This window comes from Rhodococcus sp. 05-2254-6 (assembly GCF_002258565.1).
GTDB lineage: Bacteria > Actinomycetota > Actinomycetes > Mycobacteriales > Mycobacteriaceae > Rhodococcoides.
Genome location: NZ_NOZF01000186.1, coordinates 13834 through 30108 on the forward strand (window position 1 = coordinate 13834; position 16275 = coordinate 30108).

Annotated in this window: 17 protein-coding genes and 3 tRNA genes; 10 read left to right on the top strand and 10 right to left on the bottom strand. The window is 63.3% G+C overall.

Going from position 1 to position 16275, the window contains the following annotated elements; genetic code table 11:
• Nucleotides 1-64: 64 nt before the first annotated feature.
• From CH256_RS25705 to CH256_RS25725, 5 genes are all read left to right on the top strand, one after another.
• Nucleotides 65-889, top strand: coding sequence for an SDR family NAD(P)-dependent oxidoreductase (locus CH256_RS25705; RefSeq protein ID WP_179272231.1), 825 nt, complete (start codon nt 65-67; stop codon nt 887-889).
• Nucleotides 882-2321, top strand: coding sequence for an FAD-dependent oxidoreductase (locus tag CH256_RS25710; protein WP_094671310.1), 1440 nt, complete (start codon nt 882-884; stop codon nt 2319-2321). Before CH256_RS25705 ends, CH256_RS25710 begins: the two co-directional genes overlap by 8 nt.
• A 24-nt stretch (nt 2322-2345) precedes the next feature.
• Nucleotides 2346-3677, top strand: coding sequence for an MFS transporter (locus CH256_RS25715; protein WP_094671260.1), 1332 nt, complete (start codon nt 2346-2348; stop codon nt 3675-3677).
• A 12-nt stretch (nt 3678-3689) separates the two neighbouring features.
• Nucleotides 3690-4469 carry an SDR family NAD(P)-dependent oxidoreductase gene (locus CH256_RS25720; RefSeq protein WP_094671262.1) on the top strand — a complete coding sequence of 260 codons (780 nt, stop codon included), beginning with the start codon at nt 3690-3692 and terminating at the stop codon, nt 4467-4469.
• Nucleotides 4470-4573: 104 nt separating this feature from the next.
• Nucleotides 4574-4795, top strand: a complete 222-nt coding sequence (locus CH256_RS25725; RefSeq protein WP_143536679.1) for a hypothetical protein — start codon at nt 4574-4576, stop codon at nt 4793-4795.
• Nucleotides 4796-4829: 34 nt separating this feature from the next.
• Here the strand turns inward: CH256_RS25725 and CH256_RS25730 are convergent, their stop codons facing one another.
• The 4 genes from CH256_RS25730 to CH256_RS25745 all read right to left on the bottom strand — a co-directional run bounded on the left by CH256_RS25730 (nt 4830) and on the right by CH256_RS25745 (nt 6748).
• On the bottom strand, nt 4830-5510 hold the full coding sequence (locus CH256_RS25730) for a hypothetical protein (protein ID WP_094671266.1): 681 nt from the start codon (nt 5508-5510) through the stop codon (nt 4830-4832).
• A gap of 137 nt (nt 5511-5647) precedes the next feature.
• Nucleotides 5648-5720 (bottom strand) — tRNA-Arg (locus tag CH256_RS25735).
• Between the two features lie 50 nt (nt 5721-5770).
• Nucleotides 5771-5860, bottom strand: a tRNA-Ser gene (locus CH256_RS25740).
• 123 nt (nt 5861-5983) lie between these two features.
• Nucleotides 5984-6748 carry a dienelactone hydrolase family protein gene (locus CH256_RS25745; RefSeq protein WP_068054886.1) on the bottom strand — a complete coding sequence of 255 codons (765 nt, stop codon included), beginning with the start codon at nt 6746-6748 and terminating at the stop codon, nt 5984-5986.
• 93 nt (nt 6749-6841) lie between these two features.
• Here CH256_RS25745 and hisC point away from each other — a divergent pair, with 93 nt between their 5' ends.
• Entirely contained in the window at nt 6842-7894 is a 1053-nt protein-coding gene (gene hisC, locus CH256_RS25750) for a histidinol-phosphate transaminase (protein ID WP_094671312.1), read from the top strand.
• Here hisC and CH256_RS25755 read toward each other — a convergent pair.
• On the bottom strand, nt 7883-8929 hold the full coding sequence (locus CH256_RS25755) for an alpha/beta hydrolase (protein WP_094671314.1): 1047 nt from the start codon (nt 8927-8929) through the stop codon (nt 7883-7885). The genes hisC and CH256_RS25755 overlap by 12 nt on opposite strands.
• Nucleotides 8930-9217: 288 nt before the next feature.
• Entirely contained in the window at nt 9218-9421 is a 204-nt protein-coding gene (locus tag CH256_RS25760) for a DUF3072 domain-containing protein (RefSeq protein ID WP_032395510.1), read from the bottom strand.
• 141 nt (nt 9422-9562) lie between these two features.
• On the opposite strand from CH256_RS25760, the gene CH256_RS25765 reads away from it, so the two are divergent.
• Both CH256_RS25765 and CH256_RS25770 read left to right on the top strand, forming a co-directional pair.
• Entirely contained in the window at nt 9563-9886 is a 324-nt protein-coding gene (locus tag CH256_RS25765) for an excalibur calcium-binding domain-containing protein (protein WP_094638902.1), read from the top strand.
• 78 nt (nt 9887-9964) lie between these two features.
• Nucleotides 9965-10888, top strand: a complete 924-nt coding sequence (locus CH256_RS25770; RefSeq protein WP_179272232.1) for a pseudouridine synthase — start codon at nt 9965-9967, stop codon at nt 10886-10888.
• Nucleotides 10889-10905: 17 nt separating this feature from the next.
• Here the strand turns inward: CH256_RS25770 and CH256_RS25775 are convergent, their stop codons facing one another.
• From CH256_RS25775 to CH256_RS25785, 3 genes are all read right to left on the bottom strand, one after another.
• Nucleotides 10906-11718 carry a formate/nitrite transporter family protein gene (locus CH256_RS25775; protein WP_094638904.1) on the bottom strand — a complete coding sequence of 271 codons (813 nt, stop codon included), beginning with the start codon at nt 11716-11718 and terminating at the stop codon, nt 10906-10908.
• A gap of 308 nt (nt 11719-12026) precedes the next feature.
• Nucleotides 12027-12116, bottom strand: a tRNA-Ser gene (locus tag CH256_RS25780).
• Nucleotides 12117-12161: 45 nt separating this feature from the next.
• Entirely contained in the window at nt 12162-12605 is a 444-nt protein-coding gene (locus tag CH256_RS25785; protein ID WP_094638905.1) for a MarR family winged helix-turn-helix transcriptional regulator, read from the bottom strand.
• Between the two features lie 147 nt (nt 12606-12752).
• On the opposite strand from CH256_RS25785, the gene mgrA reads away from it, so the two are divergent.
• Nucleotides 12753-13787: an L-glyceraldehyde 3-phosphate reductase gene (mgrA, locus tag CH256_RS25790; RefSeq protein WP_094671270.1), complete on the top strand. Its 1035-nt coding sequence runs from the start codon at nt 12753-12755 to the stop codon at nt 13785-13787.
• Between the two features lie 81 nt (nt 13788-13868).
• Nucleotides 13869-14858: an NAD(P)H-quinone oxidoreductase gene (locus CH256_RS25795; RefSeq protein WP_094671272.1), complete on the top strand. Its 990-nt coding sequence runs from the start codon at nt 13869-13871 to the stop codon at nt 14856-14858.
• Between the two features lie 74 nt (nt 14859-14932).
• Here the strand turns inward: CH256_RS25795 and CH256_RS25800 are convergent, their stop codons facing one another.
• Entirely contained in the window at nt 14933-16138 is a 1206-nt protein-coding gene (locus CH256_RS25800; RefSeq protein WP_094638908.1) for a cysteine desulfurase-like protein, read from the bottom strand.
• Nucleotides 16139-16275: the final 137 nt, after the last annotated feature.

Consider the following 16275-nt stretch of genomic DNA (forward strand, 5'->3'; position numbering starts at 1 on the left):
CGCAAGCTTTCGCTTCAGCCCGATTCGGGTGCCCGCTCAACATCTTCGGCATGAGGAGAACGCTATGAACAACCCCAATCCCGGTCGCGTCGTCGATCGCATGATGACCGCGGTCTACCCCGAACTGTCGGGCAAGGTTGCCGTCGTCACCGGGGCCGCTCAGGGAATGGGAGCGGTGTTCGCCAAGGGACTTGCGGCGCGCGGCGTGCACGTCGTCGGTGCCGACATCAACGACGCTCGGATGAAAGAGACAGCGGAGCAACTCAACACGGAGCTGGCTACCGAATCGCTGGTCGAGCAGCCTGGAACGATCATCGGTGCTCGAGTCGACGTCACCGTCGCCGATGACCACGAAGCGCTCGCCCGAACTGCGCTGGCCGAATTCGGGCGAATCGACTTCTGGATCAACAACGCCGGCATCTTCCCGTTCGCATATGCCGCGGACATCACCCCAGAGCAGATCGGTGCCACGCTCAGCGTGAACGTCGAAGGCGTTCTGTTCGGTTCGCAAGCAGCAGGTCGTCATATGTCCGAAGGGGGCGCGATCGTCAATATATCCTCGGTATCCGCGCTTCGTGTCCGTAAGGGGCGTGGTGCCTACTGCACGTCCAAAGCGGCCGTCGCCCACCTGACGGAATCCCTTGCCGTCGAGTTCGGAGATGTGGGCATTCGCGTCAACTCGATTGCACCCGGCTACATCGACACCGAGATGACTCGGTGGGTGCAGGAAGATCCCGAAGCGCTTGCTCGAGCGCTCGATTCCGTTCCACTACATCGACTAGGTGCACCGGAGGAGGTCTTCGGTCCGCTCCTTTTCCTACTGTCGGACAGTGCTCGCTACGTGACCGGGCACAGTATTGCAGTGGACGGCGGGTCGCGACATGTCTGACACCGACTACGACGTCATCGTGATCGGCGGCGGCGGCGCGGGGCTTGCCGCGGCAGTCACGGCAGCCGAGAACGGTGCGTCCGTCATTCTTTTCGAGGCGCGCAAGGAACTGGGCGGATCGACGGCGCTGTCGGCCGGATTGTTCACCGCTGCGGCGACAAGCGTGCAACGCGCCCTCGGAATCGACGACAGCGCAGAGAAGTACTTCCAGCACTACATGGATCTCAATCAGTGGATGCTCAAGCCCGGCCTGATCAGAACCTTCTGCGAGCAGGCAGGACCGACTCTGGAGTGGCTGCTCGAGCTCGGATTGGAGATCCCCGCAAGGACTTCCGGCAACGCACACCAACCGGGCCTGAGCCAGGCGGGCGTCGAGGATGTCTGGAGGGGGCACGTTCCGAAGGACCAGGGTTACGGCCTCGTCCAGGTTTTGGACGCCGCACGCCGCAGGCACGGAATCGAGGTCGTTCTCGACACCCGTGTGCAGGCGCTACTCACCGAGAACGACCGGGTCGTGGGAGTCGTCGCCGATGATGTCGAACTCCGTTCTGCGGCAGTCGTAGTGGCCTCGGGTGGTTTCGCCCGGAATCCCGAGCTGGTCGATTTTCATTTTCCAGCTGCCAACCGGGCCGGCTCCGATCTCTTCGTCGTTGCTGCCGAGGGCAGTCGCGGTGACCACCTTCGCTTTGCGCCGTCGGTGGACGCGTCCATAGCAGGTCACGGGTGGGGACTCATGCTGCCCACCGTCTACTTTCAGCGCTACCACCACTGGCAGTCGGGATTTCCCCCGAAATCACGTATTCACGTGAACGCCGGGGGACGTCGATTCATGGACGAGGACGCCTCGTACGCGGTCTCGACCGGAATCATCGATGGTCAGGGTGGCTCCGCCTGGATGATTTTCGACGACAACGCTCGACAGAATCTGCCTGCGGGATATGCCGATTGGGCACCCGATCGTGTCGAGGACGAGGCAGACGCCGGCCGGACGCTTCGCGCTTCCTCCCTCGCGGAGCTGGCCGAACTCATGGCTGTACCCGCCGCGGCCCTCGATGCCACGGTCGAGCGATGGAACGCGCATCTGCCCCACGGCGAGGACCCCGACTTTCTGCGCCATCGGACACTCGCCAACAAGGGCAGCACGTCGAATCCCGAACCCATCGAGACCGCCCCCTTCTATGCCGCACGTATCCTCCCCGCCGAATTGGTCTGCACACATGCAGGTTTGGAGATCGATTCCGATTCCGCCGTACTGACAACACGCGGCACCCGCGTACCCGGCCTGTTCGCCGCAGGTGAGGCAGGAGCGGGAGTTCTCGGGCAACGGTACGTCGGTGGCGGTAACGCTGTCGCCAATGCACTCACCATGGGCCGGATTGCCGGTCGAAACGCCGCCCTTCACACCGTCGATGCTCAGCCACTGACGGCCTGACCACCCCAGACCTCGAGGACCCCGATGACTACGAACGATCGCGCCGTGCAGCCCGAGTCGGATGCACGAGCCCCCAGCACGAACCCGAAACAATCGCCCCTGACAGTAATCCGGGCCGCTGTCGTCGGAACCATCGTCGAGTACTACGACTTCGGTATCTACGGCTACATGGCCACCACCATCGCCGCACTGTTCTTCGTGTCCGATGATCCGACGGCCGCACTTCTCGGTACGTTCGCGGCCTTCGCCGTCGCCTTCTTCCTACGGGTTCCGGGCGGAATCTTCTTCGGACACATAGGCGACAAGTACGGCCGCAAAAATGCGCTGTCCTGGACCATCCTGCTGATGGTGATCGCCACCGCAGGAATAGGATTGCTCCCGACATACGTCACTCTCGGAGTGTGGGCCACCTCGGTTCTCGTCCTGTGCAGATGCCTGCAGGGATTCGCTGCAGGTGGCGAACTCGGAGGGGCGAACGCGTTCGTGTCCGAGTCCGCGCCGACGCGGTGGCGCGCGACCCAGACGTCGATGGTCAACACCGGAACGTACATCGGATCATTGCTCGCCTCGCTGTGCGCACTGGCACTGAACTCCGTCTTCACCGATGAACAGATCCTTTCCTGGGCATGGCGAATCCCCTTCCTGCTCAGCCTCGTGATCGGCGGCGTCGGCATCTGGATCAGGAACCGCCTCGACGACACTCCGGAATTCAAGGAACTAGAGGACAAGGGAGAGACCAAGAAGCTTCCCCTCTCGGAGCTACTGAGCACCTCCGGCGGCAGCGTCGTGAAGATAATCCTGCTCGGCGCGCTCATCACGGGCGGCTACTACATCGCATCGGTCTACGCCGCCACGTACCTCAGGACCGAGGGCGGCCAGACCTCGCAAGCAGCATTCCTGTCGACCTCGCTCGCCTTGGTTCTCGGGGTGATCACCCTGCCCATCTCGGGCTACATGGCAGACAGGTACGGGCGCAAGCCCGTGCTGTTCGCAGGCAGCTTCGCAGCCATTGTTCTCGGTGTGCCGATGTTCATGATGATGGCAGGCGGCACCCTGTGGCAGGCCGTCGTCGGGCAGTCGGTGTTGTTCATCGCGGTGTCCGTCGTCAACGGTGCCTCGTACGTGACATACGTGGAGATGCTCAAGACCTCGGTGCGGTACACCGGCTTGGCCCTGGGCAACAACACCACCAACATGTTGCTCGGTGGCACTGCACCTTTCATCGCGACGTACCTGATCTCGCTCACCGGAAATCCGCTCGCACCCGCTGGCTACTTCGTCTTCTGCGCCGTCATCACCTTCGCCACGGTCTTCTTCGTGACCGAGACGAAAGGTACCGAACTGAAAACAGAGTGAGAGGCCCCTCGCATGAACTTCGAGAACAAGACCATCGTCGTCACCGGTGCAGGAAGTGGCATGGGCCGAGTCGAATCGGAGATGCTGGCAGGCCGGGGAGCAAAAGTCTGGGTCACCGACATCTCGACGGCCACAGGTGAAGCCGTCGTGAAGAGCATCCTCGATGCCGGTGGCCGGGCGGAGTTCTTCCAACTCGATGTCACCGCACCGCAATCGTGGACGGCACTGGCGAAATCCATCGAGTCATCGGACGGTAACCTCGACGGACTGGTGAACAACGCCGGCGTCAGTCACCGAGCGGGCATCGAGGAGACGACTGTCGACGACTGGCACCGCGTCATGAACATCAATCTGAGCTCGGTGTTCTATGGAATGAAAGCTTGTGCGCCACTCCTCAAGCGGGGTGGTGGTTCCATTGTCAACGTGTCATCCATCGCCGGAATGCTTGGCTACTTCGCGGCAGGATACGGCGCAAGCAAATGGGGAGTGCGGGGTCTGTCGAAAGTAGGTGCCCTCGAATTCGCCGAATACGGAGTACGAGTCAATTCGATCCATCCCGGCCTGGTCGACACACCGCTACTGCATTCCGGCTCAACGGCTTTCGTAGAGACAAGCTTGCAATCGGTACCTGCAGGACGCGTCGCCGACGCCGAAGAGATCGCGGAATCCGTTGCGTTCCTGCTGTCGGATTCATCGCGGTACATCACCGGGACGGAAATAGTCGTCGACGGCGGACTGACGTCCGGCGGGATCTACCACCGCATCACCGATGAGTTGAAACCCGGACGCTGATGTCCGGGATGGGCGGGCCCTCCACTGCATCAGTTCTCTGCGGTCGGCTCGACTATGCCCTCGCGCCACCGGCCAACGCATGAGACTGTGGAGGAATGGAACCCATGCGCCCGGTCGACTACGCAGAACAGTCGACTTCGAAATTCGAGGAGCGCAAGCGGCGTTCGTGGCACGTGTTCTTTGCTTGCCTGGTGATCTGCCAGTTCACTGCCGTACTTGTGTACGACATCGGGTTCTGGTCGGTGGCCCTGGCGAGTGCCGCCCTGTGCGGAATGTACGAACTCCTGTGGGCCGTGCTCAATCGCGTTAACTCTCTCAGCGGCTGACGCCGCCTCACGCGGGAGATCGAGTTGCAGGAATTCAGCGCTTGGATCTTTTGGCGAACACGGCCATCGCCGCGCCGACTACGAAGACGAACGCCGTCAGCAAGATATTCGACCAGAGGCTGAAGCGAGTGTCGAACGTGAACTGTTGCGGTACACGGTTCTCCACGTTGTAGAGGTTCGACACCAGGCTCGCCGCGACGGCCACGACGCCCACCCCGATCACTACGCGCGATCGCAGGGCAACACCCCAGATCAACACCGCTACCGACATCGTCAACAGCGGTAGCAGTCCACGAATGGTCAAGTTGCTCAGGAAGAACAGCAGTCCGCTCCGCACGGCAACGACCGTGGCAACACACAATCCAACACTGACCGCGAGCCACAGACGAACGTGCAATTCGGCACCTGATCTACGTTCACGCCACGTGCAAAAGAGAGCAACTGCCCCGATGCACACCGGCAGTGCGATCAGCCAGTAGAGACCCGCTGCCGGTGATGCGAGATGCCCAGCTCCGCCGAACCACATCGGACTCGATACCGACTCCCCGGACCCGAGCGGCTGCCGAACGTAGAACGGCAGCGCGCCGATGAACAAAGCCGCGATGAGCAACAGAGGGACGGACAACCACCCGGTGACGGCATGCGGTCGAGAATCGGCACCGACGCCGTCCAGCCGAGCCCGTTCAATCGAGATTCTGCCCGGTCGATCGCTCACGTGAACTCCCTCGACGACGTCACCAAACCCTACGCCCGGTTTGTTTTGATTGTCCAGATCAGAGCTGACCACCGCACCACTCGAGGCAGCGAAAAAGCCCCGAACCGCATCGCTGCAGTTCGGGGCTTCTTCTTCTGTGCGCCCGAAGGGATTCGAACCCCTAACCTCTTGATCCGTAGTCAAGTGCTCTATCCGTTGAGCTACGGGCGCATGTTCAGTTATTCAACTGGTCCAGCTGAACGGCAAAAATCTACCGTTCGTGGCGGAGGCGAGAGGATTTGAACCTCCGGTCCCGGTGAAAGGACAAGTCATTAGCAGTGACTCCCATTCGGCCGCTCTGGCACGCCTCCTAGGCTGCCGGCCCTCTCGGACCGCCGAGGAAAGAGATTACCCACAGCGGAGGCCAGAAGGCAAAACGGCTGGTCGACGCCTATGGTTCGCGCGTCGTTCGCGTCAAGGATGCTAGTTGCTCTTCAGCGCATGAAGCTGTCGAACCAGTCGAAGATTCTCGTCTGCGCGTCCACGAGCGCGGCCGCTGCTGGGTCGCTGTGGTCGGAGCTGCCGGGTTGTTCGCGGGGATGATCGGCTCGATGCTTCAGCCCCGAATAGCTGACGACGTTCGTGGCCACTGAAGCGCGCGTGGCGGCGTCGCGAAGGGCTTCGATGTGTTCCGGTGGGGTGTGGGGGTCGTCCTCGCCGTAGAGACCGAGCCAGGGGGCCTGCAGCTTGGGTGCGGCCTCGACCAACGCGACAGCGTCGGAGTTGAGCGGTTCGACGATGCCGGCGGCAGCAACACTGACCGCCGCCCCGACCGGACGGCTTGTGGCCACGATCAACGCTGCTGTGCCTGCGTCGTCGAACCCGATCACCCCGACACAATCGGGATAGACACCGCGCTGGACGAGCCAGTCGGAGGTGGCATCGAAGTCCGCGAAGAGGTCGTCGCCGAAGACTTCCTTGTCGTCGCCGTGGCCTCGATGGAACAGGTTCGGCGCGACGGCGAGCCAGCCTTCAAGCGCGAGTGCGCGCAGCAGGTCGAGCAGAGACTCGGGCACCTCACGTGCCTCGTGCAGCACGACGATTCCGCCGCGAGGTGGACCATCGGGTTCGACGGCCGTCAACGGCACTTTCTCGCGCGGGGGTGATTCGTGCGCGGTCGTGTCCACCACGTCGTCCGCACCGACCGTGGGCGCGGAGGCGGACCGAAGAACTGCGACGTCGCTCAATATTCCCGACATACTTATCGAAGATAGGACGATCGGTCCGGTCGTGCACAGCAATATCACGGACGCGCAGAAGTCAACCCCGAACCTGGGCGCATAATGGCAGCCGTGACCGCGCGCATCCGCCCCGACCTCGACGCCATCCCCGCCTACGTTCCCGGACGCACCTTTCCGGGTGCGATCAAACTGGCGAGCAACGAAACGACGCAGGGGCCGCTGCCGAGCGTGCGCGACGCGATCGCGGAGGCCGTCGGTGGCGTCAACCGCTACCCCGACAACCGAGCGACCGCGCTCGTCGAGTCACTGGCGAAGAAGCTCGGAGTCGCCGCGGAGAACGTGGCCGTCGGCAGTGGTTCGGTCTCGCTGTGCCAGGAAGTCGTACAGATCACCTGCGGCCCCGGCGACGAAGTGCTGTTCGCCTGGCGCTCGTTCGAGGCATACCCCATCGTCACCAGCGTCGCCGGCGCGACACCTGTGTTGGTTCCGTTGACCGCCGACCACGTGCACGACCTCGACGCGATGCTCGCCGCCATCACCGACCGCACCCGGCTTATCTTCGTCTGCAACCCGAACAACCCGACCGGAACCGTCGTTCAGCGCGACAGGCTCGAGGCGTTTCTCGATGCGGTGCCGTCGAACATTCTCGTGGTCCTCGACGAGGCCTACTTCGAGTACACCCGCCCCGACGCAGGCAACCACACCGACGGAGTGGAGCTGGCACGCGGACGACGCAATGTGATCGTGCTGCGGACGTTCTCGAAGGCCTACGGACTCGCCGGCTTGCGGGTGGGCTACGCGGTGGCCGATCCCGAGGTGATCACGGCACTGTCGAAGGTGCGGATCGCCTTCGCTGTCAGCACCGTTGCCCAGCAGGCTGCGGTGGCATCGCTCGAGGCGTCGGCAGAGCTGCTGGCCCGCACCGATGCCCTCATCGCGGAACGGGATCGTGTGCGCGACGCGCTCGTTGCGGGCGGCTACGACGTCGGCGCATCGCAGTCCAACTTCGTCTGGCTGCCGCTGGCCGAACGCTCGGGTGAGTTCGCCGCTTCTGCAGCCGAACAGGGCGTACTGCTGCGCGCCTACGGAAACGACGGAGTGCGGGTCACCATCGGTGACCCGCACGAGAACGACGCGTTTCTGAAGTTTGCTCTACAGACCTAGCGCGCGCTCGAGCGTCGGCCAGGATTCACGCAGGTCGTCCTGCCAGTACGGCCACTGATGGATGCCGTACGGGCGGTAGACGACTGTCGCGGGGATGTCCAGCGACCGGAGCCGAGTATCGAACACCGTTGTGCAGTAGAGCGCGGCAGCCTCGAGCGGTCCACCCATCAGGGCGCTCTCGACTCCGCTGCCACCGGGGCCTAGCTCGTACGGACCGGGTAGGCCGGTGCCGACGGACAGGTAGACGTCCTTGCCGCGGAGCGCCTCGGCATTACGCGACGGATCGTGCTCGACCCACTTGGGATCGGTGTTCTCGCCCCACATGTTGGTTGCGTTTCCGCCGTTGGTGGCGACGGTGGCGCGCACCGCGTCCTTGAAGTTGGTCTGCGAATTGTCGTAGCAACCGCTCAAGCCGGCGACGCCGGTGTAGAGGCTGGGGTGACGTGTCATCAGGTCCATCGCGGCCTGGGCGCCCATCGAGACACCCGAGATCGCGTTGGTGCCGTTACCGGAGAAGCGCGCATCGATCAGCGGCGGCAACTCCGACGTCAGGAACGTCTCCCACTTGTTCACGCCCAGCACCGGGTCCGGCACGTTCCAGTCCGTGTAGTAGCTGCTCGATCCACCGACCGGGAGCACGACGTTGACCTGCTTGTCGGCGAAGAAGTCGACGATGTCGGTCTTCTGCGTCCAGGTGCTTTCCTTGTAATCGGATTCCTTGCCCGCGCTCACACCGTCGAGCATGTACAGCGTCGGACGAGACACCGCCTGCGCGGCCGGAAGAAGAACCTGGACCTGGATGGCGCGGCCCATGGCCGGCGACTCCACCCACACGGCAGCGCGGCGGTCGGTCAGCATGTCCACCCGATCGATGCGCGCCGACGGCAGAGGCTGGGACTGAGCTGCGATGCCAGGAGCCCCACCGGCGCCATCGGAACTGCCGGTATCGGGGAGCGGCTGCGCCCCGGCGAGACCCGACCCCAGCAGCGACACTGCCAGAGCGGCTCCCGCTACTGCCAACACTCGGCGGTGCATCAGATTGCCCATCCTCCCCCGGCGCACCCTCACGGGGCGCAACACAAACAACATCCGTCACTCAACGTACCCACCGATATGCGCGCACGCTAAAGCTGTGGGTTCGCTCACAATAGCCGCGGATACACGGGTACAAAAGTCCACGTGATCCTTTGTTACATGTACTCGAGACATAACGGTCTACCTGGTCGGATGTCCTCGCGGACACCGCTACCGCGAGGGCACTCGATGTGACATTGGGTGGACTTTTCGGGGGTCGATGTCACATCGAGTGGACCTCTGGGAGTGTCAGCCGCGGCCGGTTTCGCCCTGCAGCTTGTCGATCATTTCCGACGCCTGTGCCTTGTTGAGACCCTCGGGAACTTCCTCGCCCGCTTCCTGCGCAAGAGTGCTCAGGTAGCTCTTCTGCGGGCCGGTCATCGGCTCGTCGCCGGTGACCCAATCGTCGGGATCCTTCTCGGGGTTCTGGTTGACCTGCTCGTTTTCGCTCATACGTTCGTAAATACGCCGAATCGATGGGTTCCAAACACGCTTGCCCGTGTGCGCTCGGGCGTAGGTCACTCGAATGACTTGATTGACAGTTCAATAATCAGCCGAGGATGCTCCACATCACATCCCCTCGATTGGAGTTCCATGAAGACGAAGAACCTGCTGGTCAAGATCGGCATCAGCGGCGCGATCGCTGCGGCCGCGCTCGTCACCGCTCCGGCCGTCGCCTCGGCCGATCCGATCACCGATTTCCTCTGCAGCAGTGGTTCGGCCCAGTTCTGCCCGGTGCTCCTGCCCCCACCCCCGGCCCCACTGGCGGCTCCTGCGCCCGCACCCCGTCAGGGCGGCACATTCCAGTACGAGAACTGCGACGCGGCGCGCGACGCCGGAGCCGACCCGGTCTATCGGGACGAGTACGGCTACGGACCTCATCTCGACCGCGACAACGACGGCATCGGCTGCGAGTAGCGAACTCGCACTTGTGCAGGCAGATGGCACCGATTCGTCTGCACAAGTGCGATCTCGGCGGGCGGATACGCTCATCCGGTGAGACGACGCCAGCAACCGCCCCTGGCGAAGCGGCACGGTCTCGATCCCGCGCGAATACGAATGCCCGAGGACGGCACCTGGTGCACCGTTCGTGACTTCCTGACAGCGACCGAGTCACGCATTCCCCCGCACCGGATCGACGCCATGCTCGCCGCCGGTCACATCGTCGACATGGCCGGTCCCATCTCCTTCGACGCTCCGTACCTCCCCGGCGAGGCGGTCTGGTTCCACCGCGACCTACCGTCGGAAACCGTTGTGCCGTTCGATATCTCGATCGTGCACCGGGACGACGCGTTGCTGGTGATCGACAAGCCTCACTTTCTGTCGACCATCCCCCGCGGCGGACATATTCTGCAGACCGCGCTCGTGCGATTGCGTCTCGAACTCGAACTGCCGCAACTGGTGCCCGCTCACCGGCTCGATCGTGTGACCGCAGGCCTGGTCCTGTTCGTCGTCGATCCGACACTGCGCGGCGCGTACCAAACTCTCTTCCAGGATCGCAAGGTCCACAAGGAGTACGAGGCAATCGCGCGCTACGACCCGTCGCTCACGCTGCCGACCGTCGCCCGCAGTCGAATCGTCTCGGAGAAGGGACAATTCACTGCCCACCAGGTCGACGGAGAACCCAACGCGCACACCACCGTCGAGCTACTGGAGCATCGAGACGGACTCGGTCGCTATAGATTGACACCGTTGACCGGCCGCACCCATCAACTGCGGTTGCACATGAATTCACTCGGCGTACCCATCCTCGGCGACGATCTGTACCCGACGGCATCCGGCCGAGCCGTCGACGACTTCACCGACCCACTCCAATTGCTCGCCAGTGCACTCGAATTCACGGACCCGATCTCGAAAGCCGTGCGACGCTTCGAGACCGGATTGGGCCTGGAGCGGTGGGTATCGGATGGCATGTCGTAACTTCCGGCTCTGCTCGACTACTCGGGATTCCGGTGACGTTCGGACTTCACGAGTTCCTTCGTGCGCACCAAGCGCAGCGCGGTGACCAACACGACGCCTCCGATGATGTTGAAGAGCACTGTGTAGCCGAACCATTCGATCCAGTCGCGGTAGTTCACGTCCGCGCCCGCGTGAATGGCCCCGAAGATCAGCAGGGAATCGAGAATCGAGTGGAACAACTGCAATCCGGCCAGCAGGAACCCTGCCGCCATGGCGGCAATGATCCGTGCGACATCAGAGGTTGTTCCTTGCTGCATGCGAGTCAGCAACGTCATCGTGCTGCCGCCGAGAACGGCGAGGCAGATCGATTGGAGATTCAGCGGTGCGTCGACGAAATGATGTGCCGCCTCGGACAGCACCTCGAGCCACTGCGGAAACGCGTGTGCAATCAACCACATCACGAACCAACCGCCCAGCAGATTCGCAAGCAACGTTCCGACCCACAGCCTTGCCAGCTGCAGAGGTGTTCCGTCGCGGGCAACCACCGCCGCGATCGGCATCAGGAAGTCCTCGGTGAACAGCTCACCATGCGCGAGATAAATGGCCACCAGGCCGATGCCGAACGCCAGGCCCGCCAGCAGATGACTTCCGGTCTCGTCCAGCACTGCGAGATATGCCATCACACCCAGAGCAACTTCGAGCCCGCCGAAGAATCCGGTGATCAACACTGTGCGCACGGTCCGATGCAATCGCTCGGCACCTTCGGAGACGACAGCGTCGAAACTTTCCTCGAGTTCCTCTTCCAGAGGTCCCTCGTTGTCGCCGTCGTTGCGCCGCGCTTCTTCACTCATTCGCAGGTAGTACCCACTGAGCCGGTATCGATACCTGCTCGTCGACAATCGTCGCGGTGACGCTCGGCCATTGCAGCAGCACCCAGCCTGGTCAGGCCAACCGCATCACGCTGTCCGAGACTCGAACTGTCGCAGTGCGTCTCATCGCGATGAATGGTCCCGGCAGTCAGCTCGACGGACGGTCCGACGACATACTCAGTGACGACACAGGTCCGCAACTCCGAGGTCAACGATGCCGCTCGGCTTGCACCGTCACGAAAGAACCCGGCCCAACCTTGCGGGTGGACCGGGTTCGAACGACGAACATGTGGCGGAAGCGGAGGGATTTGAACCCCCGGACGCTTTTACACGTCTCTCGCTTTCAAGGCGAGTGCATTGGGCCGCTCTGCCACGCTTCCGTGTGCGATCTTAAACGGCCGAGCGGCCCGAGGCCCAATCGCCCCTCACCGTCGCGGTGTCGAGCCGGACGCGTCCATCGCGGCGTCGACCTTCTCGAAGATGTCGCCCAGCACCTCGAGTTCGTGGGGCGAGAGGATGTCGACGAGGTGCTGGCGGACGCCGCGGACGTGCGTGGGTGCCGCCTCCGACAATCGCCGACGCCCTTCTTCGGTGATCACCGCCAGCACGCCTCTGCCGTCGTTGACGCAGGTACTGCGAGTCACCATGTCCTGGAGTTCCATTCGCCTGATCTGATGCGTCAGGCGACTTCTCGAGGACAGGACACCGTCGGCCAGCTCGCTCATTCTGATGGAGCCGTCGACCGATTCCGACAACATCACCAGGATGCGGTACTCGGCCATCGACAGATCGTGGCGATCCTGCAGGTCCTTGTTCAATACCCCCATCAATCGTTGCCCGCCGTCCATATAGGCGCGCCATGCTTTCATTTCCGCAGTGTCGAGCCACTGCGGGTCCCCCCCCGGGACCAATGGCTAATTCGGCCGTCACGCGTGTCATCTTAGGCGGGAAATCTACCCACGAGTAGGTTGGCGCGGTTCGAGGCCCCGTTCGGCACAGCGCCCTATGGTCGAGGTATGACCGATCCCTACATCGACCCGCCGTACGTTGCCGCCGACGATCGCTACGAGTCCATGCTGTTCCGCCGAGTGGGCTCACGTGGCCCGCGACTTCCGGCAGTGTCGTTGGGACTGTGGCACAACTTCGGTGACGACGTACCGCTGATGAACCAGCGCGCGATCCTGCGTCGCGCATTCGATCTCGGCATCACACACTTCGATCTGGCCAACAATTACGGCCCGCCGTACGGCAGCGCGGAGAAGAACTTCGGCCGCATCTTCTCCGAGGATTTCGCCGGATATCGCGATGAGCTGATCATCTCGAGCAAGGCCGGCTGGGACATGTGGCCCGGCCCCTACGGCTTCGGTGGCTCTCGCAAATACCTGCTGTCCTCGCTCGAACAATCGTTGACCCGAATGCGACTCGACCACGTCGACATCTTCTACAGCCATCGCCCCGACCACGACACCCCGATCGAAGAGACAGCAGGCGCACTGATCAGCGCTGTGCAGCAGGGCAAAGCCCTGTACGCGGGCATCAGCTCGTACAAGCCCGAGGGCACTCAGAAGATGGCAGACCTGCTCGCCGAAGCGGGCGTTCCCTTGCTGATCCATCAGCCCAGTTACTCGATGGTCAATCGGTGGATCGAACCCGAACTGCTCGATACCCTCGCCGCGGTGGGCGCGGGCGTCATCGCCTTCTCGCCTCTGGCCCAGGGCATGCTCACCGACAAGTACCTCGACGGTGTTCCCTCGAATTCGCGAGCAGCACAGGGTAAATCACTGAATCCGGACTGGCTCACCGATGACCACGTCGAGCATCTCCGGGCGTTGAACGACATTGCCGCCACCCGTGGCCAATCCCTCGCGCAGCTCGCCCTGAGCTGGGCACTGCGCGACCCACGCGTGACCTCGGTACTGATCGGCGCATCGAGCGTCGAACAGCTCGAGAACAACGTGGCGGCGTTGAAGAACCTGGACTTCACCGACGCCGAACTCGCCGAGATCGACACGCATGCCGAGGACTTCGGAATCAATCTCTGGGACCTGTAAGAGTGCCTGCGGCAGTGGCGCGGCTAAGCGCTCCAGAGGGCACTTAACCGCACCACTGCGCCGGAGGCGCACTATGGAGACATGCGTGCCATCACACTGAAAGAATTCGGCGATCCCGACGTCATGGAATGGACCGAGGTCCCCGACCCCCGCCCCGGCCGCGGACAGGTGATCATCGATGTCTCGGCCACCGCCGTCAACCGCGCCGACCTGATGCAGCGTCAGGGCAATTACCCACCGCCTCCGGGTGCCAGCGACATCCTCGGACTCGAGTGCTCGGGCATCATCTCCGAACTCGGTGAGGGCGTCAGCGGCTGGAACGTCGGAGACAGGGTCTGTGCACTGCTGGCCGGCGGCGGCTACGCCGAGCAGGTCGCCGTACCCGCCACCCAACTCTTCCCCATTCCGCAGGGCCTCGATCTGCATGTCGCAGCGGCACTTCCGGAAGTCGCCTCGACCGTGTGGTCCAACCTGGTGATGGACGCGCACATGCGTTCGGGGCAGGTACTGCTCGTTCACGGCGGCGGCAGCGGAATCGGTACGCACGCAATCCAACTGGCCAAGCAGATGGGCGTCACCGTCGCCGTCACCGCCGGATCCAAGTACAAGCTGGACATGTGCGCAGACCTCGGAGCCGACATCCTGATCGACTACACGAACCAGGACTTCGTCACCGAGATCCGTTCACAGACAGAGGATCACGGGGCAGACCTGATCCTGGACAACATGGGCGCGAAGTACCTCGACCGCAACCTCGACGCATTGGCAATGGACGGCACCGTCGTCACCATCGGTATGCAGGGCGGAGTGAAGGGCGAGCTAAACTTCGGCAAACTCCTCGCCAAGCGCGGCTCGGTGCATGCAGCCGGATTGCGTGGCCGACCCGAAACCGGGCCGTCGAGCAAGGCGAACATTGTCGCAGACATGACCGCGCATCTGTGGCCGATGATCTCCGAGGGCCGCGTCACCGCCGTCGTGCACGCCGAGATCCCGATAACCGAAGCGGCGCAGGGTCATCGAATGCTCGACGAGGCCGAGACCATCGGGAAAGTGATCCTGCGAATTCAGTAGCGCGCAGGTCGGCGGTCGTGAGCGGAACCTCGACCTCTGCTACGAGGTTCCGTGCACATGCGGCGCAGCCGCTCTCAGAGGGCGAGGGCGGTGAGCGCTTTGACGAGCTGATCGATCTCGTAGCGGGTGGTGTACGGAGCCAGACCGATGGTGACGGCACCACCCTCGTCGTTGACGCCCAACGCGTCGAGCAACCGACTGCCGCCGTGGACTCCGCTGACACTACCGATTCTGGCCTGCGCGAGTTGCTCGGACACCTTCACCGCGGGCATGCCCTCGACGGTGAAGCTCAGAGTAGGAATGCGTGTCGGTGCATTGCCCAGCACCATCACGTGGTCCAGCGAACCGAGCGCCTTCATCAGGTAATCGAACAGACCGTCGTGGTAGTGCTGCAGCGATCCGATCGACAGCTCGAGGCGCTCACGACGCGTCCCGGTCGCTGCGTCGTCGAGATTGGCCAGGTAGTCGATGGACGAGACCACGCCGGCCAACAACGCGTACTGGTGACTGCTGACCTCGAGCCGCTCGGGTCCCTTGGCCGACGGGTTCAACGACATCGACGGCAGCTGTTCCAGGAGCGTCGGGTCGCGGAAGATCAACGCACCGACCGACGGCCCACCCCACGCGGCCGTGTCGATCGCGACGATGTCGGCCCCGAGTTCCTTGATGTCGACGTGGGCGTACGGGGCAGCTCCGGCCGCGTCGACCACGATCAGGCCACCGACCTCGTGCACCAAGTCCGCCGCGACCCGAACATCGGGCGCACTACCGACGATCGGCGACGCAGCAGTGACCGCGACGAGCCGAGTGGTGGAGGTGATCAGATCGTCGAACTGCCAGGTGGGCAACTCGCACGTATCGATCTCGACCTCGGCCCAGCGCACATGCGCGCCCGACCGGCTGGCCACCCGCAGCCACGGTGCGACGTTCGCTTCCTCGTCCAGACGCGAGAGCACCAGACCGGTTCCCAGGCCCAGCCGCGAACTCATCGAATCCGCGAGCCAGGACAGCAGCGTCGCGCGGTCCGGACCGATGACGACACCGGACGGATAGGCACCGACAAGATCGGCGATCGCGACGCGGGCGGATTCCAGCAGAGCCGCACTGCGCTTGGCCGAAGTGTTGCCGGCCGAATGATTGGAGGCACTGTGCCGAAATGCAGTGGACACAGCGGTCGACACGCGGTCCGGGATCAGCATCCCCAGCTGAGGGTCGAGATGAATCCACCCGTCACCGAGCGAGGGGATGGAACCTCTCACTCGCGCGACGTCGTAACCCATGCCGGACACTCTAAGCGCCGACCGGTGAAGCATGTGTTCCACGTCCTGTTTCCCCAGGGAGCGGTTGCCCACCTCGCACGCTCGATCCTCCCGGCCTCCACTGTTCCCGACGACCGAACCAGGATAATCGCCCCTGA

What these genes read in the sequence shown, in the direction of transcription:
- CH256_RS25705 (WP_179272231.1), top strand. Translation starts at nt 65, where the DNA reads ATGAACAACCCCAATCCCGGTCGCGTCGTCGATCGCATGATGACCGCG.
- CH256_RS25710 (WP_094671310.1), top strand. Translation starts at nt 882, where the DNA reads ATGTCTGACACCGACTACGACGTCATCGTGATCGGCGGCGGCGGCGCG.
- CH256_RS25715 (WP_094671260.1), top strand. Translation starts at nt 2,346, where the DNA reads ATGACTACGAACGATCGCGCCGTGCAGCCCGAGTCGGATGCACGAGCC.
- CH256_RS25720 (WP_094671262.1), top strand. Translation starts at nt 3,690, where the DNA reads ATGAACTTCGAGAACAAGACCATCGTCGTCACCGGTGCAGGAAGTGGC.
- CH256_RS25725 (WP_143536679.1), top strand. Translation starts at nt 4,574, where the DNA reads ATGCGCCCGGTCGACTACGCAGAACAGTCGACTTCGAAATTCGAGGAG.
- CH256_RS25745 (WP_068054886.1), bottom strand. Translation starts at nt 6,748, where the DNA reads ATGTCGGGAATATTGAGCGACGTCGCAGTTCTTCGGTCCGCCTCCGCG.
- CH256_RS25755 (WP_094671314.1), bottom strand. Translation starts at nt 8,929, where the DNA reads ATGCACCGCCGAGTGTTGGCAGTAGCGGGAGCCGCTCTGGCAGTGTCG.
- CH256_RS25760 (WP_032395510.1), bottom strand. Translation starts at nt 9,421, where the DNA reads ATGAGCGAAAACGAGCAGGTCAACCAGAACCCCGAGAAGGATCCCGAC.
- CH256_RS25765 (WP_094638902.1), top strand. Translation starts at nt 9,563, where the DNA reads ATGAAGACGAAGAACCTGCTGGTCAAGATCGGCATCAGCGGCGCGATC.
- CH256_RS25775 (WP_094638904.1), bottom strand. Translation starts at nt 11,718, where the DNA reads ATGAGTGAAGAAGCGCGGCGCAACGACGGCGACAACGAGGGACCTCTG.
- CH256_RS25785 (WP_094638905.1), bottom strand. Translation starts at nt 12,605, where the DNA reads ATGAAAGCATGGCGCGCCTATATGGACGGCGGGCAACGATTGATGGGG.
- mgrA (WP_094671270.1), top strand. Translation starts at nt 12,753, where the DNA reads ATGACCGATCCCTACATCGACCCGCCGTACGTTGCCGCCGACGATCGC.
- CH256_RS25795 (WP_094671272.1), top strand. Translation starts at nt 13,869, where the DNA reads ATGCGTGCCATCACACTGAAAGAATTCGGCGATCCCGACGTCATGGAA.
- CH256_RS25800 (WP_094638908.1), bottom strand. Translation starts at nt 16,138, where the DNA reads ATGGGTTACGACGTCGCGCGAGTGAGAGGTTCCATCCCCTCGCTCGGT.